A 21,875-nucleotide genomic window follows, 5' to 3' on the forward strand; every position below is an offset into this window, starting at 1 on the left:
AGCAATCCTCAGATCTGGCCAACCACACCGGCAACCAGATAGTTCATGCTTTCGAGCGCGATATCGGTCTGGGCGTAACTCGTGCCGGACGCAATGGCGCTGCCGCCCTTGTTGTCCTTCATCGGCCCCTTGAAGATCACGTAATCGCCCGCGACCATTTTTGCCTTGATTGCATCGGCATTCGTGCGGGCATCCGGGGTCACCTTCGCGCCATACGGCGACATCTTCACGAAGCCTTCACGCAGGCCGCCACGCAGGATATTGGGTTGCGTCTTGCCCGTTTGTGCGTTGGTGACGAGCAGCTTGTACGGCGTGGCCCAGTCCCATTCGGCACCCGTCAGATAGCCCTTCGGCGCCAGCGCCGCCTGGCTTGCGTGGTAGCCGCAGCTCATCGCGCCACGCTTTTCCGCTGTCTCGATCACGACCTTCGGGCCGTCCACGTGGCACGTGAGGACATCGCAACCTTGATCGACGAGGCTGTTCGCGGCTTCCGCCTCTTTCACCGGCATCGACCAGTCGCCCGTGAAGATCACATGCGTCGTGATCGACGGATCGACCGATTGCGCGCCCAGCGTGAACGAGTTGATGTTGCGCAGGACCTGCGGAATTGGCTTGGCCGCGACGAAGCCGAGCTTCTTCGTTTTGCTCGCATGGCCCGCCACGACGCCGTTCAGGTACTGGCATTCGTCGATGTAGCCAAAATAGCTCGAAATGTTGGCCGGATTGCCGCTCTTCCAGAGGCCGCCGCAGTGTGCGAAGCGAACCTTCGGGTATTTGGCCGCCATCTTCAGCACATGCGGATCGAAATAGCCGAACGAGGTCGCGAAGATCAGCGTGGCGCCGTCCTGCTCGATCATCGCCTCCATCGTCTTTTGCGCGGCGACGGTCTCGGGCACATTCTCTTCCTCGACGACCTTCACGCCCGGCAGCTTCTTGATGACGGCTGCCGCCTGCGCCTGGGCCTGGTTGTAGCCGTAGTCGCCGCGCGAACCCACGTAGATCACGCCGACCGTGAGCGGTTCGGCGCCGAAGGCGAGGTCGAATGGAAAAGCGCTGCCAAGGGCGAGGGCGCCCGCGCCCTTGAGAAAATGACGTCGGTTGGTCATGGCTGGACTCCTCACGAATTGGATTCGTTAAATTTAGGCATGCATATCAAACGGATTTGTGTACCTCGACCGCGGTGGCGAGCCATGCGCGCCAGCCACCGAATTCGGTGATGTCGCGTGCGCCACTTCCCGGCCCGACAGCCGCAGGCTCGCAGATGAAGCCTTTGACGATCAACCCGTCGGCTGTCTGTACACTGCCGATGCCCAGCGGTGCCGGCACGCGGGCAACAAAGGCGCCGAAGGTGCGCAGCGGCACTTCCCAGAGTTCGATCTCGATGGGCTGGCCCGGCTCGTCCGGCGTACGCACCAGCGCCGGCTTGGCCGGTGTCGTGCCGGCGAGCGCATAGAGGCGGTACTGCGATGTGGTGCGGGTTGTCTGGATGAACCGCGCGCCCGCCTCGAGCAGTTGCCAGCAGAGGGGCTGCCCGCGCAGATGCGCGCCGACGACGGCGAGCGTTACCGTTGGCTCCTCGAAGGGCAGGGGTTTCGCGGCGATGCTGGCGGCGTCTTCGGCCGCGGCGTGAGGCACGAAAATCGCCTGGATCTGTGCAGCGAGTACGGCGAGCCGCTGGTCGGCCCCTGCGGGGGCGATAAGCGTGACGCCTGCCGGCAGGCCGTCCGCTCGACGCACACCGGGCACGGCAAGCGCACAAAGGTCGAGCAAATTCACGAAGTTGGTGTACACGCCTAGCTGGCTGTTCGCGCCGATCGGGTCCGCGTGCACATCGTCGAAGCTCGGATGGGTGGGCGTGGTCGGCACGATGAGGACATCGATTTCCTCGAACATCGCTTCGACTTCGCGGCGTAACGCGGCGAGTGCGTATTGACCATTGAACGCATCGACGGCGCTATAGCTGTCGGCTTTGGCGATGACCTCGGCGACAACCGGATCGATATCGGCGCGATGCGCCTCGAAGAACGAACCGAGCGCGGCCCGCCGCTCTGCCACCCAGGGGCCGTCGTAGAGGAGAGCCGCGGTGCGCTGCATGGGCTCGAACGGCACGTGTACCGGCGTGAACGCAAGGCGCGTGGCAAGCGTGTCGAGCGTGGCGGCAAAGGCCTGCTGCGCCTGCGTGTCGCCGAAGAATGTCAGCGGCTCCGGCACGGCGAAGCGCAGCGCTGCATGGGGCAGCCCAAGCGATGGCACGCGGCGCGCGTAGTCATCGTGCCCGTCGTACTTGGCCATCTGCAACAGGACTTCCCAGGCGTCGCCGACGTCGTGCGCGAAGATCGACACACAGTCGAGGCTTCGGCACGCCGGAACCACGCCGCGCTTGCTCACGAGGCCCGGCGTTGGCTTCAGACCCACGAGTTCGTTGAAGCCCGCGGGTACGCGCCCCGAACCCGCAGTGTCCGTGCCGAGTGAGAACGCGACGAGCCCGGTTGCAACCGCGACCGCCGACCCCGAACTCGATCCGCCGGAGACGTATGCATCGGATTCGAACTGGCGCACCCGGCCGTAGGGCGAGCGCGTGCCGACGAGCCCCGTCGCGAACTGGTCGAGGTTCGTCTTGCCGACGAGGATGGCGCCCGCATCGAGCAGGCGGTCGACTGCAAAGGCCGACGTGCGAGGCGTGTAGGCGAAGGCGTCGCAAGCCGCAGTGGTGGGCATGCCGGCAACGTCGATGTTGTCCTTCACGGCGAACGGTACGCCGAAGAGCGGCATCCGCTCGAAGACCACAGCGCCGAGGCGCGCGTACGCTTCGTCGAGTTCGGCGGCGCGGCGGGCGAGGTCGTCCTCGCTCACACGCGACAACCAGACTTCTGGGCGCCTCGCGGCCGCGATACGGGCGATCAACGTCTCGACGACCTCGCGGGGCGTTGCGCTTTTGCGGGCATAGGAGTCGAGCAGGACACGGACCCTGAAACGTGCGTCTTTAGACATGAGTTCAATCTTGAATACAAGTTTGAACTCAAGTTAGCAGTAACTGTGCCATCACGCCGGTTGTTGCCTGAGGGGCTTGCGGGACAAGGGTTTCAGGGGGAAGAGGATGCCGGGCAGCGGGCGTGTGCTGAACCGGACTTGATCCGGAATGGGTCGCAAATGTGCCCGCGGTGGTGCATGCATCCCGCACATCGTGCAAGACCTTGCAAAGTCCTTCAAAGGCTGGAGAGGGGGCTCTTGCTGCACGGCTGTGGTGGTAGCGGCGATAAGCACCGCAGCGCTGGCGCGGATCAGGGCGCTGAAAACGCAAATGCTTTGGTAGTTGTGGTTCGGCTTGCCTCTTGGAGTCGCGTGTTCGCGGGAGGGCGGCCTCTCTTTGTGGGCGGGTTCCGAGGCAAGCCCGCGAAGCCAGACGAATAGCTTATGCATGCACCCTGTCCAATGCTAAGGGGATTCCCTCTAGCTCACGCTCTAAACGACACCTTCTCAAGAAGATTAACAAAAAAAGCAAGCAAACCAACGGTTCAATTGGTATCAATATTGGAAGGCCAGGACATTGAATTTTTATATAGTTATAAATCGGCATAAGCCACGCGAGCAAGAAAAGCGTTTGCTCCCATTTCAGCCAGCCGCTCCTTGCCGCCATAGAATAGAGACATAGAGAAGAAATCCCTAGCCATGTCAATTCATAGTGCCAGGCATACGGAGAGATGAGAAGAACAGACGCGGCCAGAGCGCCTGCCCGCAGGCAGCGATCTCGGGATTTTTTCCATACGTGAACTACGCCCATGATCGCGACAAGCGCGCATAACGCCCACGCGACATGTGCCATGCCTGCCGAAAATCCTGTCAACCGCAGTGCAGCCATAATACCGGGCGAGGCATGCCAATATCCCCAGCTGTTCTCAATCGTCAGATCCTGGAGTTGTCTGGAGGCCTTCCATGTAGCCATCAATGCCCCCCATCCTTCGACCGCAACACTGGTCGCCACGAGAACTATCGCGCTTGCCATTGCAACTAAAAACGCTTTCCAGGCCCGAGTGGCGGCCAACACGAATGGGAATGCCACAGCAAATTGTGGCTTGATTACCAGCAGGCCAACGCACAGTCCAGCCAAAACGGGAAACTCGCCGACCCACAATACAGCCAGCATTGCCAAGCCACTTACCAAAAAGACATTCTGCGCCGTCAGCAAAGTTAAAAAGATTGGGGGGCTGAAAATGGCCGCGATTGCAAACTGTGAGTGAGTCAGCCCTGTCAGCCTCATATCCGACACCCGGTAGACCGCGTAAAGCATCAATGCAAGCGTCAGGCCATCCCAAAGTGCACATGCGACCCAGAATGGGAAAAAGCCCAACGGAGTGACGATCATCAGGAAAACGGGGAGATAGCACCATGGCATATACCCGGCGCCATAAGGCATAGGACCAAAAAAATGTTCCTCGACCCAATGAAATGTACCGTAGTCGTACACGGTAAGACCCGCACCAGCCAACGCGACATGGGCGGCGGACCAGAACACGCGAAAATCACCGCCGGGCAGCAACCATTCCGATGATTGCTTGCCAGATTCGAGGACCCACTTAATATACTCCATCTGCCACAGGGCAATCGGGTAGAAACACAGCAGCGCAAAACGAACCAGGAATTTATTCGATACCCACATTTTTGCGTAATTCACTGCTCCTCCCCATTCACTCTGGCGCTTCCTGTTCGCCGGCTGCAGGTTGTCAGAACAGCGCAACTGCAATCAGGCGCCTTATGTATTCAGTGCATGTTCTCACGGCATCGCAGAAGGACAAGAGCAAAGTTCGAGCATTATTGCGGCGGATCGTTTGGTTCAGTTCTTCTAGACCTCGGCCGATTCATTGCCCCGTCTCCCCCCGGCTATTGGCCTTGTTCACTACGCATAGTGGGCGTTGCAAATTTGCTGCCTCTCTCGTCACGTTCAAATATTCCAGAACCTCGTAGCCCACTCTGTTCGGGCAAGCACATAGTTTTTACTTGCGTCCAGGAGTGCAACTGCCGTACAGGGGGCTTGATTGCGCACAGAATTGGTTGCGCGATCAAGGAAGCCGCTATTCCCGAGTCGACTGTATGTATCACCGCATGGCTCGACGCGGTAATACGCATGAAGGGTCCCTCCGCCGGATCGCCTCCATCGGGCTTGATGATACTGGGTACGGCACGCACGCGATGCGTCGCCCAAAAACGCCATTGATATACCGCCGAACAGGGAAACTTCGCGCGTTGCAGTGACTGCCATGCTCGCCGCACGGAGGTTTGCCGCCATCAGGCGTACGTCTGCTCTTTTCCGGAAACGCGCGCATCATGAGCAATGTACGTGGCCGCGCGCAGACGTCTGGATGGTCGAGCGTCGCCGCGGGGCATAGGAGGACACCATGTCTTTCGCACCTATGTTCAGGCTCATCGTCAGCCTTGTATGCGCGATCGCGCCGCTTGGAGAGGGATCGGCTGGTGCGTTGCAGCACTCGGCCCCGGCATCAGCGCTCCGGCCCACGCCCGTGCATCAGCTCAGCGTGCCCAGCATCCCGTGGCAGGGCGACTTCAATGCGATCCTCGAGCGGCGCCAGCTTCGCGTACTCGTGCCCTACAGCCGCACCCTCTATTTCATTGACAAGGGGCACGAGCGCGGACTGACCGCAGAGCTCATGCGTGACTTTGAACGCTATATCAACAAGACCTACGCGAACCGCCTTGGCAAGCGCCCGCTCACGGTGTTCCTGATTCCGACGACGCGCGACCGGCTGCTGCCTAACCTGAACGCCGGGCTGGGCGATATTGCCGCGGGCAATCTCACGGTCACCGACGAACGGTTGAAACTGGCCGACTTTTTTGTGCCACCCAACCGCAAACCGGTGCGCGAACTGGTCGTGACGGGGCCGCGCTCGCCGCGACTCGCAACGCTGGACGACATGGCCGGAAAGACAGTCCAGGTGCGGCGCTCGTCAAGCTACTATGAGAGCCTCACTGCACTCGACAGGCAACTGCGCGCGAGCGGCAAGCTTCCCTTAAAGATCGTGCTTTTGCCTGATGCGCTCGAAGATGAGGACGCACTTGAAATGCTCAACGCCGGTCTGCTGCAGATTCTGGTCGTTGACGAATGGAAGGCCAGGCTGTGGGCTCAGGTATTACCAAACATCAAGGTTCACAACGATCTCGCCGTGCGAACCGAAGGCTATACCGGCTGGGCGATGCGCAAAAACAGTCCGCAACTCCGGGACGCGATGGCGGACTTCTTTCTCAACCATGTCAAGAAGCAGAGCATCGAAGAGTATCGCCTGGAGAGGTACATGCGGCGCTTCAAGCAGATTCGTAACAACGATGAGTCTGAAGAGCTTCGGCGCTTCGAGCAGACGATCGCGATTTTCCAGACGTACGGCCGGCAATATGGCTTTGATCCACTGATGCTTGCCGCTCAGGGCTTTCAGGAGTCGCAGCTTAACCAGAGCGCCCGCAGCCGCGCTGGGGCAGTCGGCATCATGCAGATCACGCCTGCTACTGGCAGGCAGATGAACGTGGGCAACATCATGGTCACGGAGCCCAACATCCACGCTGGTGCGAAATACATGGATGAACTGATGACCCGCTATTTTCCGAACGCGCACTTCAGTGAGAATGACCGATCGCTTTTTGCCTTCGCGAGTTACAACGCGGGCCCATCGAAGATTGCCAGAATGCGCGACGAAGCATTGAAGCGCCGGCTCGATCCGGACAGTTGGTTCAACAATGTCGAGATCGTCGTCGCCGGGAAGATCGGCATGGAGACGCCCACATACGTGCGCAATATCTATAAGTATTACGTATCGTATCGCTTGATTGCCGATGCCCAAGCCGCGCGCACGCAAGCGGTCGGGACGGTACGCAGATGAGCAGGGCCGCGCCGATGACCGCTAGCACCAGCTAGCTGCCATCGAAACACCTCTCCAATTAAACAATCGACCTTCGCACGGTGATCTACGCACGCAGAAAATAGCAGCGAAGTGGACGCGCGAGGAGACGACACTCGTCAAGTCACGAGGCGATGCAATGTTCGTCGCAACTACTTAATAAGTCCACTCGCACGCGAGCGTCCCCGTACCTGCCGCGAAGAGATGTGAGCCGCATGGACAAGTTGCGCTACCTCGCCGATGATAAGGCTGGATGGGCATTCCAGAGATGCAGCAATGACCGACGATCTGACGACATGGTTAGCGCAGGTTGGCCTTGGCGCGCACGCTGCAAAGTTCAGGTCGCAAGGGATTGACTGGGATGTGCTCGGCGATCTTTCCGAGGCTGACCTGAAGGAGCTTGGCCTTACCCTTGGCGACCGGAAGCGGCTCGCAAAAGGACTTGCGGCGCTGACCGAAGCCCACGCACATTCGATTGTGCCGGTGGAGGCATGCAGAGCCTTGTCTTCGTCGCCGGCTTCCGAAGCCATCGATGCAGAGAGGCGGCAAATCACGGTGATGTTCGTCGACCTCATCGATTCGACAGCGCTAGCGGAGCGATTCGATCCAGAGGACATGCGACGTCTGCTAGGGGTCTACCATCAAGCTTGTGCACGCGCGATTGAAGCTCACGAAGGCCATATCGCTCACTATATCGGCGACGGCCTGGACGTCTATTTCGGCTATCCCGATTCGCACGAAGACGATGCCATACGTGCGGTGCTTGCCTCTCTCGCCGCCATAGCTGCGCTTCGTGAGGCCAACGAATTCATCGAGCCGGAGTACGGCGTGCGCCTGCAGGCGCGGATAGGGATCGAGACGGGACTTGTCGTAGTCGGCGCGATTGGCGCTGGATCTTCGCTCGTTCAGCGCTCGATCGTTGGAGAGGCGCCAATCATCGCCGCGAGGCTACAGTCGCTCGCCCCGCCCGATGCGATAGTCGTGGGACCGGCCACCCAGCGCCTGATCGAAGGATCGTTCAAGCTTGAAGACCTTGGATGCCATGAACTGAAGGGGGTCACGGGTCCGGTCCGGGTTCAACGTGTACTCGCGCAAGCGGATACGATCGACCGCTTCGAAATCAGGGCGGCCCAAGGGATCACACCGCTCATCGGCCGGACCGCGGAACTCGAGATGATCCGGCGGCGCTGGAAACAGAGTGTCGATGGCGAAATGCGCTGCGTGCTGTTGACCGGCGCGCCGGGAATCGGCAAATCTCGCGTGCTGCGGGCGCTCTGCGACGGCATGAGTGAAGATGCGCATACGATCATTTCGCTTCACTGTTCCGCGTACTATCGCAACAGCCCATTTTGGCCGGTACAACGCTGGCTTCAGCGCACGTTCGGCGTCGGCCTGGACGCTTCGAATGCATCGGATAGGGAGCGCCTGGCGGCCGGGATTGCAAGGCTCGGGGTCGATGCCGACGAGACGCTTCTTGTTCTTTCAAACTTGCTCTGGATGCCAAAAGGAGATCGCCGTCCGGCCGTTGACACCTCTTCCCCTTCCTTCAAGCGCCGGACGCTCGACGTGCTGGTGGCGATGCTCGAAGCGTCAACGCGCGTTCAGCCGGTACTTGTCGTTGTTGAAGACGCGCACTGGATCGATCCGTCATCCCTGGAGTTTGTTCGGCTTGCGGTTGAACAACTGGTGTCCGCCAGGCTAATGGTACTGGTCACCGCGCGGCCCGAGTTTGAACCGGGATGGACTTACCCTCATCTCGTACAGATCAATCTCGATCGGCTATCGCGCCGCGATTGCGTTGCGATGATCAGGCGACTGACGGGTGGCAAACGGCTTCCGGATCTGGTACTCGATCAGATCGTCTCAAAGACGGACGGTGTGCCGCTTTTCGTCGAGGAGCTGACCAAGGCCGTGCTCCAGGGCGATCTGTTGCAGGATGCCGGCCTCAGCTACGAGTTGAAAGGCACCGCGCAGACGATCGCGATTCCGGACACGTTGCAGGGCTCGCTGCTGTCGCGGCTCGACCGGCTGGAGCCAGCAGTCAAGGAAACCGCGCAGATCGCAGCGACAGTGGGACGTGAGTTCGGCAGGAAACTGCTTGGGTTGATTGCGTCGAGGCCGGAGGATGAACTTCAGCAAAAGCTCAATTGCCTGATCGCGGCCGAAATCATTATTCCAGCTTCAGGGAAACTCACTGGCGGGGACGCCTATTTATTCCGGCACGCATTGATCCAGGAGATTGCATACCAATCCCTGCTGCTTGCGCACCGTCGCCACTACCATGCGCTAATCGCCGCCGCTCTTGAAGAACATTATCCGGACGTCGTCGAGCGGCAACCCGAACTGATCGCTCAAAACTTCGCTGCAGCCGATCTGCCGGATCGCGCGATCGGCTATTGGCAGCAGGCCGGGCAGCGGGCACTTGCGGGTGCCGCCTACGACGAGGCGATCGCCCATGTGCGGCGCGGTCTTGAGCTGGTCAACCGCTGCTCCTGCAGCGAGCCGACTCGGTCCAGCCACCTGCTGACGCTGCTGCTGACAAGAGGCAGAGCAGAGCTCAGACTGGCGCAGCGCGAGGCGATCGCGACCTTCCGCGAGGCGGCCTGCATTGCCCGCGAACGGAAGCTGACGTCGCATCTCGTGCAGGCAGCGTTGGAGTTTGACACCGCCGAGACGTTCCTCGAAGGCTCCGGAGATGAATCGATTTCTCTGCTGGAGGAGGCGCTCACCCTGATCGGCACCGAGGAGTCGGTCGAACGTTGCCGCCTGTTGAGTCGCCTTGTTCGCACAGTTCATATGACCGGTGCACGCGAACATCGTAGTGAATTTTCCTTGGAGGTCGTCGATCTCGCCAGACGCCTGAACGATCTGCCGAGCCTGTTCGACGCATTGGCGTGCGAATTGATGCATGTCGGGGCTCTCCCGTTGCCTGCTAACCGGTTTGCGCAGCGAGAAAGCGTGTTGCTTGAGCTCAGGCAGATTGCGGAAGATCTCGGCGATGCCCACACCATCGGTCATGCGTGCGCCCGATGTCTTGCCGGCTATCTGGAGATCGGCGAGGTGGACAGTTTTGAGAGCGCGCTGGAACGGTATCGGGAGATTGCCGCCAGCGGACAGCACTTCGTCGACAAGTGGTGCGTTACGGGGGCCCAGGCAATGCGGGCCATACTCGTTGGCGACTTCGCTGAGGCGGAGCGCAAGACGCGCGACTCGTTGCAGATGGCGCAGAACGCTGACGCGAATCTCGCAACGGGCGTCTACGGCATGCAGATGTTTACGGTCCGCCGCGAACAGGGCCGGCTCGCTGAGGTAGCGCCGATCTTCAAGCGGTTTGTCGATGAGCATTCCGAGGACACTACGTGGCGGCCAGGATTCATGTTGATTTGCAATGATCTCGGCTTCGAAGCGCAGGCCCGTGACAATCTCGAGCGGATCGCGGAATCGGAATCCGGTATCCCCGTGGACAGCAAGCGGCTTGTTACGTTGACCTATCTAGCTGAAGTTGCCGCGCGCCTGCGGGACGTCGAACGTGCCGAACGGATCTATGCCCTTCTCCTGCCATTCCGCGATCAGGTCGTCACGGTTCCAGTCTTTACGCTTTGCTGCGGATCTGCGGCACGGTTTCTTGGCATACTGGCCCATGCTCTCGGCGATTGGTCTGCTGCCGAACAGCATTTCGAATACGCGCTGTACATGGATGAGCGCTTGCGCGCGTGGCCCTGGCTGGCGCATGGCCGGCATGAATACGCGCTCATGCTGGCGGCGCGCAATGGCAGCGAAGATAGAGCACGAGCGCAAAATCTGCTGTCGATGGCCGCAGCCGCAGCCAAAAAACTCAAGATGTTCGCGCTCGTGGAGCGCATCGGCACCGCGCAGACAGAAGCTTGGCCCAGAAGATAGCACAGGCTGGCGCACCGTTTGACGCGCAATGATCCGCCGCTACTCAAGGAGAGTCACATGCCGCGCTTTATGATTGAACGCAATTTTGCGGAACAACTCGAGGTCACGGGAGAAAGTGCTGCAACTGTGAAAAGAATCAACGACGAGGAAGGCGTCGAGTGGCTTTTTTCGTTTCTCAGCGCCGACAAGAAGAAGACTTATTGCCTGTATGAGGCGCCCAACGCCGACGCCATCCGCGCCGCTGCACGTCGGGCAAATCTGCCGGCCGATGTGATCATCGAGGTCAGCGACTTGCGGCCGGAAATGTTTACTTAGAAGGTGGGAGCACGGATGCAATCTCTGATGGCTGTCTATGCAACGACAGCATTGCCGCCAACGAAAGCTCGCAGCGGCGGCAATCCGCAAGTGGCGACCGACATTCGGCCGCCATCGCGGCGCACAGTACGACCTCCCACGCCGTCCCAACTACAGACGGCGTGCTCCACATCGCCCAGATCAATCAGACGAAAACGCTTACGACCCGCCAAAGAAAACCGGCTTCATCCCACTCGGGCTGGCCGGACGTCCCGTCTGGGACGACCCGTTCGTTGCAGGGCCATAGCCGCTGCTCTGGCCCGCAGCACTGGCCTCGTTGGCCTGCATATTGGCAGGAAAGTCGACGGTATTCGCATTGGCCGGATTGAAGCCGGCTTGTTGAAGCTGAGCGATTTCTGCTTGCACTTGCGAGCGCGTCAGCGCCCCGTCTGACTGCGCCGACGATGCAATTGGCATCGCAATAACGGCGACCGCGCAAACTGTGTGGACTAGCGGCTTCATGATTGCCCACCTCCAGGTGAGTGACTCCAGTTGATTCGGGCCGCAAACGGCCCGGACTTTCGTTCGACGTTTGCCGCACTTTATAGCGCTCAAACGTTGACGTTGTCGTTCATTTCAATCGTATGCGCGAGTGATCGTTTTGGCCTCCATCATTTGATGGAGGCCATCCAGCGTGAAAACGAGACGCTGCCGTCTACGCGTTCTATCGTGATGAAGTGGCTCGATAAGCCGGACTAACCCAGACGATCAATTTCGGATAACTAACCCACGGTGGCGTAAGCCAGCTCTGGACGCGAATGTCATGCTCATACGGGAGTTACTGGGCATGTTTCCTAACCAGGTCATGCCGCGCTCGCCACTATTTTTTGGCTGATTTTCGCCACACGACCTAAGCTGATAAAACCGAGCGAGGGTCGAATCCATGCATATCAGGCAAAACGTGACCTGCGCGCTGCTGCTTGCCGCGACGCTGGCTGCAGGTTGCAGCGGTGGTGGTGGAGGCGGCAACACCACGCCCGTGTCGGCGCCGGCCGGATTGACCGAACGCGACGTTGCAGTGGTCTACTCGCAGGGCGCTGAAATTGTTCCCGATACGCTCAGCATCGGCGGTGGCCCCATTACACAGTGCAGCATATCGCCGCCTTTGCCGGCGGGGCTATCGCTCGATCCTCAGACCTGCGCGATCAGCGGCACGCCAAATGGCGTTTCTCCCGACACGATTTACACGATCAACGCCAGCAATGCGGCGGGAAGCGAGTCCATCAAGGTCGAGATCGAGGTCAAGGCTGAAGTGGTCCCCCCGGAAAGCCTGAGCTACCTGAACGCCGCAGTGATCTATACGACCAACGCGGCAATCATTCCCAACACGCCGATCGCCACAGGCGGAGAAATTACCCTGTACAGCATTTCGCCGGCCCTGCCTGCGGGGCTTCAGTTCGATCCGCAAACAGGCGTCATTTCCGGCACACCGCTGGCAGTCAGTCCGCCGGCCGTCTACACGGTGACCGGCAGCAACAGTGCCGATTTTGTCGAGACTCAACTCACGATCGAGGTGCACGCAGTCACTCAGCCGCCGGCGAGCCTCAGCTATTGGGATCTCGCTCCCATCTACGTCGTGGGCCATCCAATCTCGTACGACGAGCCGCAGTCCACCGGCGATGAAATCACCTCCTTCTCGGTCTCGCCCGCGTTGCCTGCCGGATTGAGCCTGAATCCGCAGACGGGCGCGATCAGCGGGACGCCGACCACGGCGCAGCCGCCGACGACCTATACGTTTACCGGCAGCAACAGCGCTGGCAGCGTCACGGTGCAGATCGTCATCGGCATCGACGAACCGGCGACCGGAGCGTGGACACCGGCTGGTTCCATGAGTCAGGGGCGGTTCCGGCACACCGCCACGCTCCTGTCCAATGGCCAGGTCCTCGTCGCCGGGGGGCAAAGAAGACAGGTCACTGCCTCCACCGAACTGTACGATCCGGTTGCGAACACCTGGACATTGACTGGCGGCCTGAGCCAGGCGCGGCAATCCCACTCGGCGACGCTGCTCCCCAACGGCCACGTGCTCGTGGCGGGTGGATTCAAAACGGGCGTTGGCAGTGAACAGTCGTCGGCGGAGTTGTACGACCCGGCTTCCGGTAGCTGGTCGTCCACCGGCAGCATGAGCGATGCGCGTGACGCTCACACGGCCACGCTGTTACCCAACGGCCTCGTGCTCGTTGCGGGCGGCGAGGGAAAGTCGGGAACGCTGTCGTCGGCAGAGTTGTACAACCCGGCAACGGGAACCTGGTCGCCAACAGGCAGCATGGCGCAAGCGCGCTTCTCCCATACTGCGACGCTGTTGGGCAACGGTCTCGTTCTCGTCGTGGGCGGGGCGACGGATTCAGGCGTCCTGGCTTCTGCGGAACTCTACAACCCGTCAACGGGCACCTGGTCACCCACGGGTAGCATGAGTCAGGTGCGCACCAACTTCGCCACGGCGTTGCTGCCTGACGGTACGGTGCTGGCCATAGGCGGAACGGACGGAAACGTCGAACTGTCGTCAGTCGAACGGTACGTCCCCGCTGGCACATGGACACCGACTGGCAGCCTGATCCATGCGCGCGACTTCCTGAGCGCCACGTTGCTGCCCAACGGCCGCGTGCTTGCGGCCGCCGGACTGGCCGGGAGCGACCTCTACTCGGACGAGCTCTACGATCCCGCCACGGGCACCTGGACGCCGACCGCAAGCCTGAGCTGGGCGCGCGAGCAGCACACGGCCACGCTACTGGGTAACGGCAGCGTGCTCATAACCGGGGGACTCGGTCGCGGAATACTGGCTCACGCCGAACTGTTCCATTGATACGGGAATGCAGATCGCGACCGACATTTCATGCGCGCTGTCTGTCTCAAGCCGGGATCATTTCTCAAACTGGGCATGCGGTTGCTGATTCCTGATGTAGGCGCGTCGGTACAGAATCGACCAGGCCGTCAGCCCGGCATAAGCGCCATATCTGACCAAAGTGGAGAGCCGATCCACGTCGTGCCCGGCAAGGTACCCGACGATATAGACCCGAATCACGTTTTCGGCTACGAGGCCGATTCCCCAAACGGCCGTCATGAGCCGGATCGATCGCGCGAGTGCCGGGCGCGATTGCCACATTTCGTCGAATTCCCGTTCGCGTCCCTCGCGCTCTCGCGCCAGCGTCGATCTCGCGAGATAGAACACGAGTGGGCGCTTGACCAGCAAGGAGAGGAGAAAAAGCACGCCAATGAAACCACCTACCAGTGGTTCACGTGCTTCGCGCAACCATCGACCAGCAGGCGAAGTTAGCAAGGCGAGCGACAGCGCCAGGCTCGCGAGGACGATTGCGCTCAAGGCATCGAAGTGCCGAAAACGGGCGAAATCGAAAGTGATCCAGGCCAGCAACGGTATGCTCGACGCCATCAGCGCGCCGGGTGTCCCCCAGTGGGGAAGCGCTATCCGGTAAGCCAATGCAGGCAATGCCACATTGACAACGAATGCCAGAACGTACCGGGCAGAGGGGATCATCTCGAGCGCATGGACTTTGGCGAGGGCCGATACCGGCGCGAAGTGAACGTCCGAATCTCCGAGGCACCTTACCACCGACTGGTCGTTGCTGGCCGCACGGCGATGGTCGTTCAAGGTGTGGGGCGAGGGCGCTCAGGTCGGGTTGCGGGCCGACCCAAGATAACAAATCGGTAATCCACGCGTCACTTTTCGGCAAGCCGGTCTATGGAGAATTGAAGCTCCACACACGCTGCGCGATACAAACATCATGATGTTTCTTCGTACCAGAATGGCGACAGTTGTCGCTACCGTTGTGGCGCTCTTCGTCGTGCTCGGCGCCGCAGGTTTGGCCTTCATGTACTCCGGGGTGTATGACGTCTCGGCAAGCTCCAAAGACAATCCGATCGTCGCGAAGTTGCTGCACGGAACTTACGAGGCCTCGTTGCATAGGCATGCCGGATCCGATGTCGCGCCTGGCGACTTGCTTTCATTTGAAAACATTCGTTCAGGTGCGCGAATGTATGACGCAAGCTGTGCCCTCTGCCATGGTGCACCTGACCGGCCACTGAGCGCCGTTGGGCAGGGTATTCAGCCCGCCGCGCCCTCGCTGTTGTCTGCGAGCCGCCGGAATAAGCCCGCTCTGATGTTCTGGACGATCAAGCATGGCGTGAACATGACGGCCATGCCGTCGTTTGGGAAGACGCAGTCGGACGACACGATCTGGCAAGTCGCGGCCTTTATTTACGCCGAACGCGGAATTTCGAAGGATAAGTACGACCTGCTCGTCCATGGGAACGCCCAAGCCGACAGCACGGCCGCATCTCTGAAGCGCCCCATGCCCGCGCCCGATCAAAACTGACGAAGCTGTTCCGATGTGCACACCCGCCTGGCTGAATGTCTTTCCTGGGGCAATTCCATGTTGCGCGTTGTCGTGGCTCTCCAGTTCGCAGTGCAGTTGGCCGCCTGTTCAACCGCCCCGTCAACCCACTTGGCGGCGGTTGATGTCGTCGATTACGCGGGCCAGGTATGTGGCGATCAAAGCGGTCACGTAAAAATGCCTGTATGCCTTTTTCCTCGAGCGATCACGCAAATGCCCGGGCAACGCTCACAATCCGGGCTCCTAAGCGCTCGTTGACGCCGCCTGTTGGTGGCAACCGCTACAGTCGCGATCAAACGGCGGAATGCCGCGGTACCGTAAATTGAACGGCTGCGCCGCGCGGCGAGCAGTCGCTCGCCCACAGGCGACCGCCATGTGCGTCGATGATCGAGCGGCAAATTGAAAGCCCCATGCCGAGCCCGGTCTCCTTCGTGGTATAGAACGCGTTGAACGCGTTCTCGGCATTCGGGCCAAAGCCTGGGCCCGAGTCGCGCACCGTCACGATCACGCAGGCACCCTCGGCCTCGCCGGTGCTGATGTGCACGTGCCGCACGCCATCGAGGCTGCTCATCGCCTCGAGCGCATTGATGATCAGGTTCAGCAGCACCTGCTGCAGTTCCACACGGTCGCCTTCGATAACCGGCAAATCTTCCGCGAGTTGCAACGTGAGCTGGGTGCCGCTCTTGCGTGCTTCTCCCTGGACCAGTTCGGCGATCTCGCGAATCGCCTCGTTGAGGTTGACGGGTTCCTTTTTGCGTGGCGCTTTTCTGATCAGTTGCCGCAGCCGCCAGAGCACGTCCCCGGCACGGTTGGCGTCCCTGACAATCCCGCCTAGCGCTAGGCCGGCCTCGGTGAGGTTGGCAGGCTCGCGGTTCAGCCATCGCAGTGCAGCCTCGGCATAGCTCACCGTCGCGGCAATGGGCTGACTGACTTCGTGAGCGATCGAGGCCGCGAGTTGCCCCATGGTCGCAACACGGTTCGCATGGGCGAGTTCGGCCTGGATCTCGCGATAGCGTTCTTCGCTCTCGCGGATTCTCATTTCCGCCTGCTTCTGCCCGGTCAAATCGAGCACGTAAGCCACGCCCTGGTTCGGCTGTTCTTCGAATGCCGCGCCGGCGATGAGGACGGGTACGCGGCTGCCGTCTTTCCTGAAGAACTCCTTTTCACAGGGTTGCAGCGCGCCGGTCGCCTCAAGCTCTTCCAACTCGCATGGGACGCGCGCTTGCCATTCGGGAGGCGTCATGTCGTACCATCGGAGCCCGGCCTCCAGATCCTCACGCTCGTACTGGCACATGTGGAGAAATGAATCGTTGGCGTCGATCAGTCGTCCGTCGAGGCCCCAGATGAAAATCCCAATGAGATTGGCGTCGACGAGGCGGCGGATTTTGGCTTCGCGTTGCGCAACGTCGCGATACAAACGGGCATTCTCGAGCGAAATCGCAGCCTGGGAGGCCACCAGCTTCAGCACGGCGATCCGGGCGGGGCTGAACACACGGGCAGTGAGATGGTTCTCGAGGTAGAGCGCGCCCATGAGCTTGGCGCCGTTCATCAGCGGCAGGCACAGAATGGAGCGTGCGCGATGTTCGCGCACGTAGGGATCGGCATCGGCCTTGGGATCGGTTGCGGCGTCGTCCAGGAAGAGGTTCTCGCGCGTACGCAGGACATGGTTGAGGATCGATTCCGGCAACAACGCAGCAGTGACCGGTTCGTCGGACAGTTGCACGCGCACCCCGTCGCCGGCAATAGTGGCCTGCGCTGCGATGCGGTGATCATCTCCGTCGGAAAGGATCAGCAGACCTCGCTGCGCGCCCGCCTGTTCGATGGCCGTGCGCATGACCATCTCGATCAGCCTTTCAAGGTGGATCTCGCCTGAAGCCGCCTGCAAGACCTTGATCACGGTCGCCAGCTCGAGGTGCTCGATTGGCGCGGCTATCGTATTCGTCGGTCCGGGCACGGTCTCTTCGGTCCGCAGGTACCGATACTTTTCCTCGAGCTGCCGCGCCTTTGCGTTGGCGCCCCAGCGGAGATAGCCGTAGTGTGCGTCCTGCATGTACACACGCGCAATCTTCTGAAGGCCGCGGGCTGCATAAAAGCGCGAAGCGAGTTCGTTGGCCGTTGCTTCGACGTGCGTAAAGCCGCTTTCTTTTGCTGTTTCGATAGCCTGCTCGTAGAGCATCTCGGCGTCGACTACGCGGTTCTCGATACGGGCGATTTCGGCACCGACCAGCGCGGCATGGCTTGCGAAGTTCTCCGCGCACAGATTCGCCCAGATGCGAAGCTGGTCGTGACGGGAACTCAGTGCTTCCAGGTGCTGCGGTAGTTCGCCAGACGGGATGGCGTCGCAACGGGCAGCCTGCGCCAGCGCGGCATAGAGGTAGTATTCGGCCGCCTCGTTGTAGACGTACGCGGTGGTCCAGATGAGACCTTGTGCGTTCGACGCAGCCGCCATGGCTGCCTCATACTCGCCAGCTAGATAGCACTCCTGCAGTTTCCGGAGCCAGTACCATCTTGTGTTTTCAACAGGGGACTGGGGCAGGCCGGGGGCAGCGTGCAGCTGGTCAGACTGCGCGTCTTCAAGGTTGCCTGAAACGGGCGTCAAGCCCCGGAGGGTCCGGATCAACGCGAGTTTTTCTTCGATAAAGTCGACGGTGATGCCGAACTGCAGCTTCTTCGCGTGCGCAAGGCAGGACTCGACCTCGCGTTGTACGTCGGGCAGCGGGTCGCCGATGAGAAGCAGTGTCTGGACGAGGTGCGCGTACGCGACGGCGCCATATGTCAGGTCGCCGGTCCGGTGCGCCGTGTCGAACACGCAGCGCAGCTGGTCAATGCATGCCCGCACGGGTTCCACCCAGCGTGCGACATACAGCGAGTAGCACAGATACGTGCGCGTTTCATACCGTTCGAGGCCGCGCTCTTCCACGAGTTTGCAGGCGAGCCGGCCGAATTCAAAGCCGACTTTGTAGTCGCCGAAAAGCAGGACGGAAAATCTGGGCAAACGCGCGTAGGCCACGCACGAGGCATCGGCGTTGCCATGCTCGAGACTGAGATTGATTGCCTTGCACAGCGTCAGGCAGGCAAGGTTCGCATCGGTGTCGATGGCAGGCAGGACGAGGGTGGTCAGCACCTCGATGGTTGCCAGGGCGGCCACGTCGTTCATTGGCGGCAGATCGATGAGTGCTTCGATGCTCCGGTCGCCGAGCAGTGACGTGATGCGCTCGTATTCGCTGCGCGTGGTCATCTCATCCGGATGAGGCGACCACGCGATGCCTGCGTGACGAAGGAAGGCGAGGCCAACAGCGATCGCGGTGTCAGTCTGGCGAAGGAGCACGTAGATCTCCATCTGCCTGCATGCGACCTGGGCGCGTTCGGGCGGGGTCGAGGCACGCTTTGCCAGGGCCGCGAGTTGCGCTTCGGCGGCCAGCAGCTGTCCCGTGAGGATTTCGCATTCGGCCCGGTTCAACGCCAGCGTGAAGAGCAGGTCATGGCGACGCTGCCAGCAATCGTCGCCCAGTACCGCCGCGCCGGTGCTGAAATAGGCGAGCGCCGAGGTGTAGGCCGTCGACGCCCTGGCGCGCTGGCCGGCGAGCAGGTTGAGTTCGGCCAGTTGCTCGCGTTCGTCCTGGTCGCCGATCAGCACGGCCCCGCGATTGAGTTGCCCCACGATCTCGAAGATCGCCTCCTCGCGCTTGTCGTCCGGCGTCTGCGCGATGAGCAGCCGGCCGATGCGCAGATGGGCGTCGGCGCGCGATGCCTCCGGGATCAGCGAATAGGCGGCTTGATGGACCCGGTCATGAACGAAGGCGTAAGCGCCGTCGAGCCGCACGGCCAGTTCCTGGCGAACCGCCTCCCACAACACGGCATGAACCTGCGTCTCCTGCATGCCGAGCACAGCCGAGAGGGTGGCGATGTCCGCGACGTTCCCGAGGCAGGCAAGCTGCTGCAGCGCGTGCTGCGTTGCGCACGGCAGGCGGGTCAGCTTGCCGGCCATCAGGTCCACGATGTTGTCGGTGTAACCCTTCGCGTGGATGCGCTCGGTATCCCAGCGCCACTGCCGCGCATCAGGGTCGAACGTCAATAGATCGCCTTCGGCCAGCGCATGCAGGAACTGGATGACGAAGAACGGATTGCCGCCGGTTTTGTCACGCACGAGGTGCGCCAGAGGCTCGATCGATTCGGGGGCACAGTGGAGCGCATCGGCGATCAGACGCCCGATGTGCGCACGGTTGAGCGGCGCGAGCCGGATTTCCGCTATCTTCGCGCCCGCGTTCCGGACGGCCTGAAGCCTGAGCGTCAGCGCATGGGTGGCATCCACCTCGTTGTCGCGATAGGCGCCAATGACCATCAGGTAGCGCAGGTCCGGCTGGCACAGCAGATCCGCGAGCAGGTCCAGTGTCGCTGCATCGAGCCACTGCAGGTCGTCGAGAAAAAGCGCCAGTGGATGGTCGGCCTGGGCGAATACGCCGATGAAGCGCCGGAACACCTGCAGGAAGCGCTGTTTCGCCTGCTGCGGTTCAAGTTTCGGAACGGGGGGCGGCTCGCCGATGATGAGCTTCAGTTCAGGGATCAGGTCGCTCACGAGGGCCGCATTCTGCGCCAGTGCCTCGAGCAATGCGGTGCGCCAGCGGGTCAGCTCCGCTTCGGACTTGCCCAGAAGCATGCGCACCAGCCCCTGGAACGCCTGAACAAGCGTGGCGTAGGGGATATCGCGCTTGTACTGGTCGAACTTGCCGGACGCAAACAATCCACGTGGCGGCACGAGTATCTTGTGCAGCTCATTGACCACCGACGATTTGCCGATGCCCGAATAACCGGAAACGAGCACCAGTTCCGGCATGCCGTTCTCGAGAATACGGGCGAACGTGGCGACGAGGGAATCGACTTCGCGCTCGCGCCCGTAAAGCCGCTCGGGAATCATCAGCCGGCCAGGGGCGCCGTGTTCGTCCAGTGCGAAGTCGTCGATGTGACGGTGACGCTGCCAGTGGGCGAGGCAACGCCGCAGATCATGCTCGACACCGGCGGCACTCTGGTAGCGCTCCTCGGCGGTCTTCGCGAGCAGCTTCATGACGATGCGCGAGATGGCCGTGGGGACGGCATCCGCGCGCGTGTGCGGCGGCAACGGCGTTCTTGCGATATGGCAGTGCACCCATTCCATGGCGTCGCCGGCGGCAAACGGCAGGGCGCCCGTGAGCATCTGGTAGAACGTGACACCGAGCGAATACAGATCGCTGCGCGAATCGGCCGAGCGATTCATCCGGCCTGTCTGCTCGGGCGCCATGTAGGCGAGCGTTCCGGCGATGGTTTCGGGGGGCTCCGGTGCGTGCCGCTCTCGTGGCAGGCGCGAGGCCAGGCCAAATCCGGCGAGCCGTGGCCGCCCATCGGCGCAATGCACGAAGATGTGCGCGGGCTTGAGGTCCTTGTGGACGAGGCCCCGCTGATGCAGCTTGCCGAGCGCGGCGGCAATGCCAATGGCGAGTTCGAGGAAATACCCGGTCTCGAGCGGCGCGCCAAGCAGCCTTGCGAGCGGCTCGCCGCCGGGGTCGTCGAACGACAACAAGGCCTGACCGCCTTCGCGCACCAGTCTTTGCGGGCGCACTGCCCATTCGCCATCAAGCTCGTCTCTGAGCCCGAACTCGCGGGCAAGACGCTCGAGACTGGCGGGCGAGGGCTGCTCTGCGGCGAGCCGCGCATGCAATACATCCTGGCCAGCTAGCGTCGAGGACGGTTCCCTCCAGAAGATACGTTCCCCGTCGTCCCACAAAATATTTGCCTTTTTATCCATCGACGCTGCAATGCGATTATCTATTACGGATAGCATACACATTCTTCGTCGTGGCGCAATTCGCGATACAAATGGCTGCGCGCGCAACGTATTACGTCATGGTGTGCATAGTCTCGCGACGGAAGTCGTTGGATCGCGTCATCTCATCCAGGATGAAACGGCGGGCACTCCGTGTTGAACCAATAGGCGACCCGGCGCTGCGCCGCCTCCAGATCCTCGGGATAGTAGGGGTCGTTCCATGGCGACGGGTTGTAGCCCGCTTTTCTCAGAGCTGCGAGTTCGCTCTGGTGTTGCGCCATCGTCGCAGGCGCGTTGCGTTTAAGCGCGGCCAGGTCGCGGCACTGCGTTGGGCTCAGATGCGGCCCGCTTTGCGGCATGCCGCCGGCGGTACAGGCAGTCAACAGGAGCGCCAACGCGGTGCGCGCAGGGCGCAATGTTGGGAAGCGATTCATAGTGCGTCTCCACGCGTGTGATTGGCGCAACGCTAGCGGCGCGATGCGACGGGCGCGCGTGACTTACGCGTTCATCTTGCCTTAGGCCACTCGGCGGACCCGGCGCAGTACGAAGTGAAGAAAGCGCCCGCGCCGTTCACCC

The 21,875-nt window shown here is 61.3% G+C and carries 12 protein-coding genes and 1 pseudogene; 6 read left to right on the forward strand and 7 right to left on the reverse strand.

The genetic code is table 11. The features are described 5' to 3' along the window. Positions 1-8: 8 nt before the first annotated feature. The 3 genes from U5A52_RS27795 to U5A52_RS27805 form a co-directional block, all read right to left on the reverse strand. Complete coding sequence (locus tag U5A52_RS27795) at positions 9-1,106, reverse strand: BMP family ABC transporter substrate-binding protein (protein WP_321936934.1); 1,098 nt, start codon at positions 1,104-1,106, stop codon at positions 9-11. Positions 1,107-1,152: 46 nt separating this feature from the next. Continuing rightward, complete coding sequence (atzF, locus tag U5A52_RS27800) at positions 1,153-2,991, reverse strand: allophanate hydrolase (protein ID WP_321936936.1); 1,839 nt, start codon at positions 2,989-2,991, stop codon at positions 1,153-1,155. 421 nt (positions 2,992-3,412) lie between these two features. Then, a complete protein-coding gene (locus tag U5A52_RS27805) occupies positions 3,413-4,672 on the reverse strand; it encodes a glycosyltransferase family 87 protein (RefSeq protein WP_321936938.1) in 1,260 nt (419 codons plus the stop codon). A 397-nt stretch (positions 4,673-5,069) separates the two neighbouring features. On the opposite strand from U5A52_RS27805, the pseudogene U5A52_RS27810 reads away from it, so the two are divergent. From U5A52_RS27810 to U5A52_RS27825, 4 genes and pseudogenes are all read left to right on the forward strand, one after another. Further along, positions 5,070-5,247: pseudogene (locus U5A52_RS27810) on the forward strand (integrase); the annotation flags it as partial. 146 nt (positions 5,248-5,393) lie between these two features. Next, complete coding sequence (locus tag U5A52_RS27815) at positions 5,394-6,884, forward strand: transglycosylase SLT domain-containing protein (protein ID WP_321936940.1); 1,491 nt, start codon at positions 5,394-5,396, stop codon at positions 6,882-6,884. A gap of 294 nt (positions 6,885-7,178) precedes the next feature. After that, positions 7,179-10,802, forward strand: a complete 3,624-nt coding sequence (locus U5A52_RS27820) for an AAA family ATPase (protein ID WP_321936942.1) — start codon at positions 7,179-7,181, stop codon at positions 10,800-10,802. Between the two features lie 57 nt (positions 10,803-10,859). Further along, positions 10,860-11,117: a DUF4242 domain-containing protein gene (locus U5A52_RS27825; RefSeq protein WP_321913258.1), complete on the forward strand. Its 258-nt coding sequence runs from the start codon at positions 10,860-10,862 to the stop codon at positions 11,115-11,117. A 198-nt stretch (positions 11,118-11,315) separates the two neighbouring features. On the opposite strand, the gene U5A52_RS27830 is transcribed toward U5A52_RS27825, so the two are convergent. Further along, positions 11,316-11,618, reverse strand: a complete 303-nt coding sequence (locus tag U5A52_RS27830) for a DUF4148 domain-containing protein (RefSeq protein ID WP_321936943.1) — start codon at positions 11,616-11,618, stop codon at positions 11,316-11,318. A 421-nt stretch (positions 11,619-12,039) separates the two neighbouring features. On the opposite strand from U5A52_RS27830, the gene U5A52_RS27835 reads away from it, so the two are divergent. Next, positions 12,040-13,956: a kelch repeat-containing protein gene (locus tag U5A52_RS27835; RefSeq protein WP_321913260.1), complete on the forward strand. Its 1,917-nt coding sequence runs from the start codon at positions 12,040-12,042 to the stop codon at positions 13,954-13,956. Between the two features lie 57 nt (positions 13,957-14,013). Here the strand turns inward: U5A52_RS27835 and U5A52_RS27840 are convergent, their stop codons facing one another. Next, positions 14,014-14,760 (reverse strand): VC0807 family protein, encoded by a 747-nt coding sequence (locus U5A52_RS27840; RefSeq protein WP_321913261.1) that lies wholly within the window; start codon positions 14,758-14,760, stop codon positions 14,014-14,016. A 133-nt stretch (positions 14,761-14,893) separates the two neighbouring features. Between U5A52_RS27840 and U5A52_RS27845 the strand changes: the two genes are divergently transcribed. Beyond that, positions 14,894-15,484, forward strand: coding sequence for a cytochrome c (locus U5A52_RS27845; protein ID WP_321936945.1), 591 nt, complete (start codon positions 14,894-14,896; stop codon positions 15,482-15,484). Between the two features lie 310 nt (positions 15,485-15,794). Here U5A52_RS27845 and U5A52_RS27850 read toward each other — a convergent pair whose 3' ends face one another. Both U5A52_RS27850 and U5A52_RS27855 read right to left on the reverse strand, forming a co-directional pair. Further along, positions 15,795-21,281, reverse strand: a complete 5,487-nt coding sequence (locus U5A52_RS27850; RefSeq protein WP_321937040.1) for an AAA family ATPase — start codon at positions 21,279-21,281, stop codon at positions 15,795-15,797. A 143-nt stretch (positions 21,282-21,424) separates the two neighbouring features. Then, on the reverse strand, positions 21,425-21,733 hold the full coding sequence (locus U5A52_RS27855) for a DUF4148 domain-containing protein (RefSeq protein ID WP_321936947.1): 309 nt from the start codon (positions 21,731-21,733) through the stop codon (positions 21,425-21,427). Between the last annotated feature and the right edge of the window lie 142 nt (positions 21,734-21,875).

This window comes from Paraburkholderia sp. J8-2 (assembly GCF_905220195.1).
Lineage (GTDB): Bacteria > Pseudomonadota > Gammaproteobacteria > Burkholderiales > Burkholderiaceae > Paraburkholderia.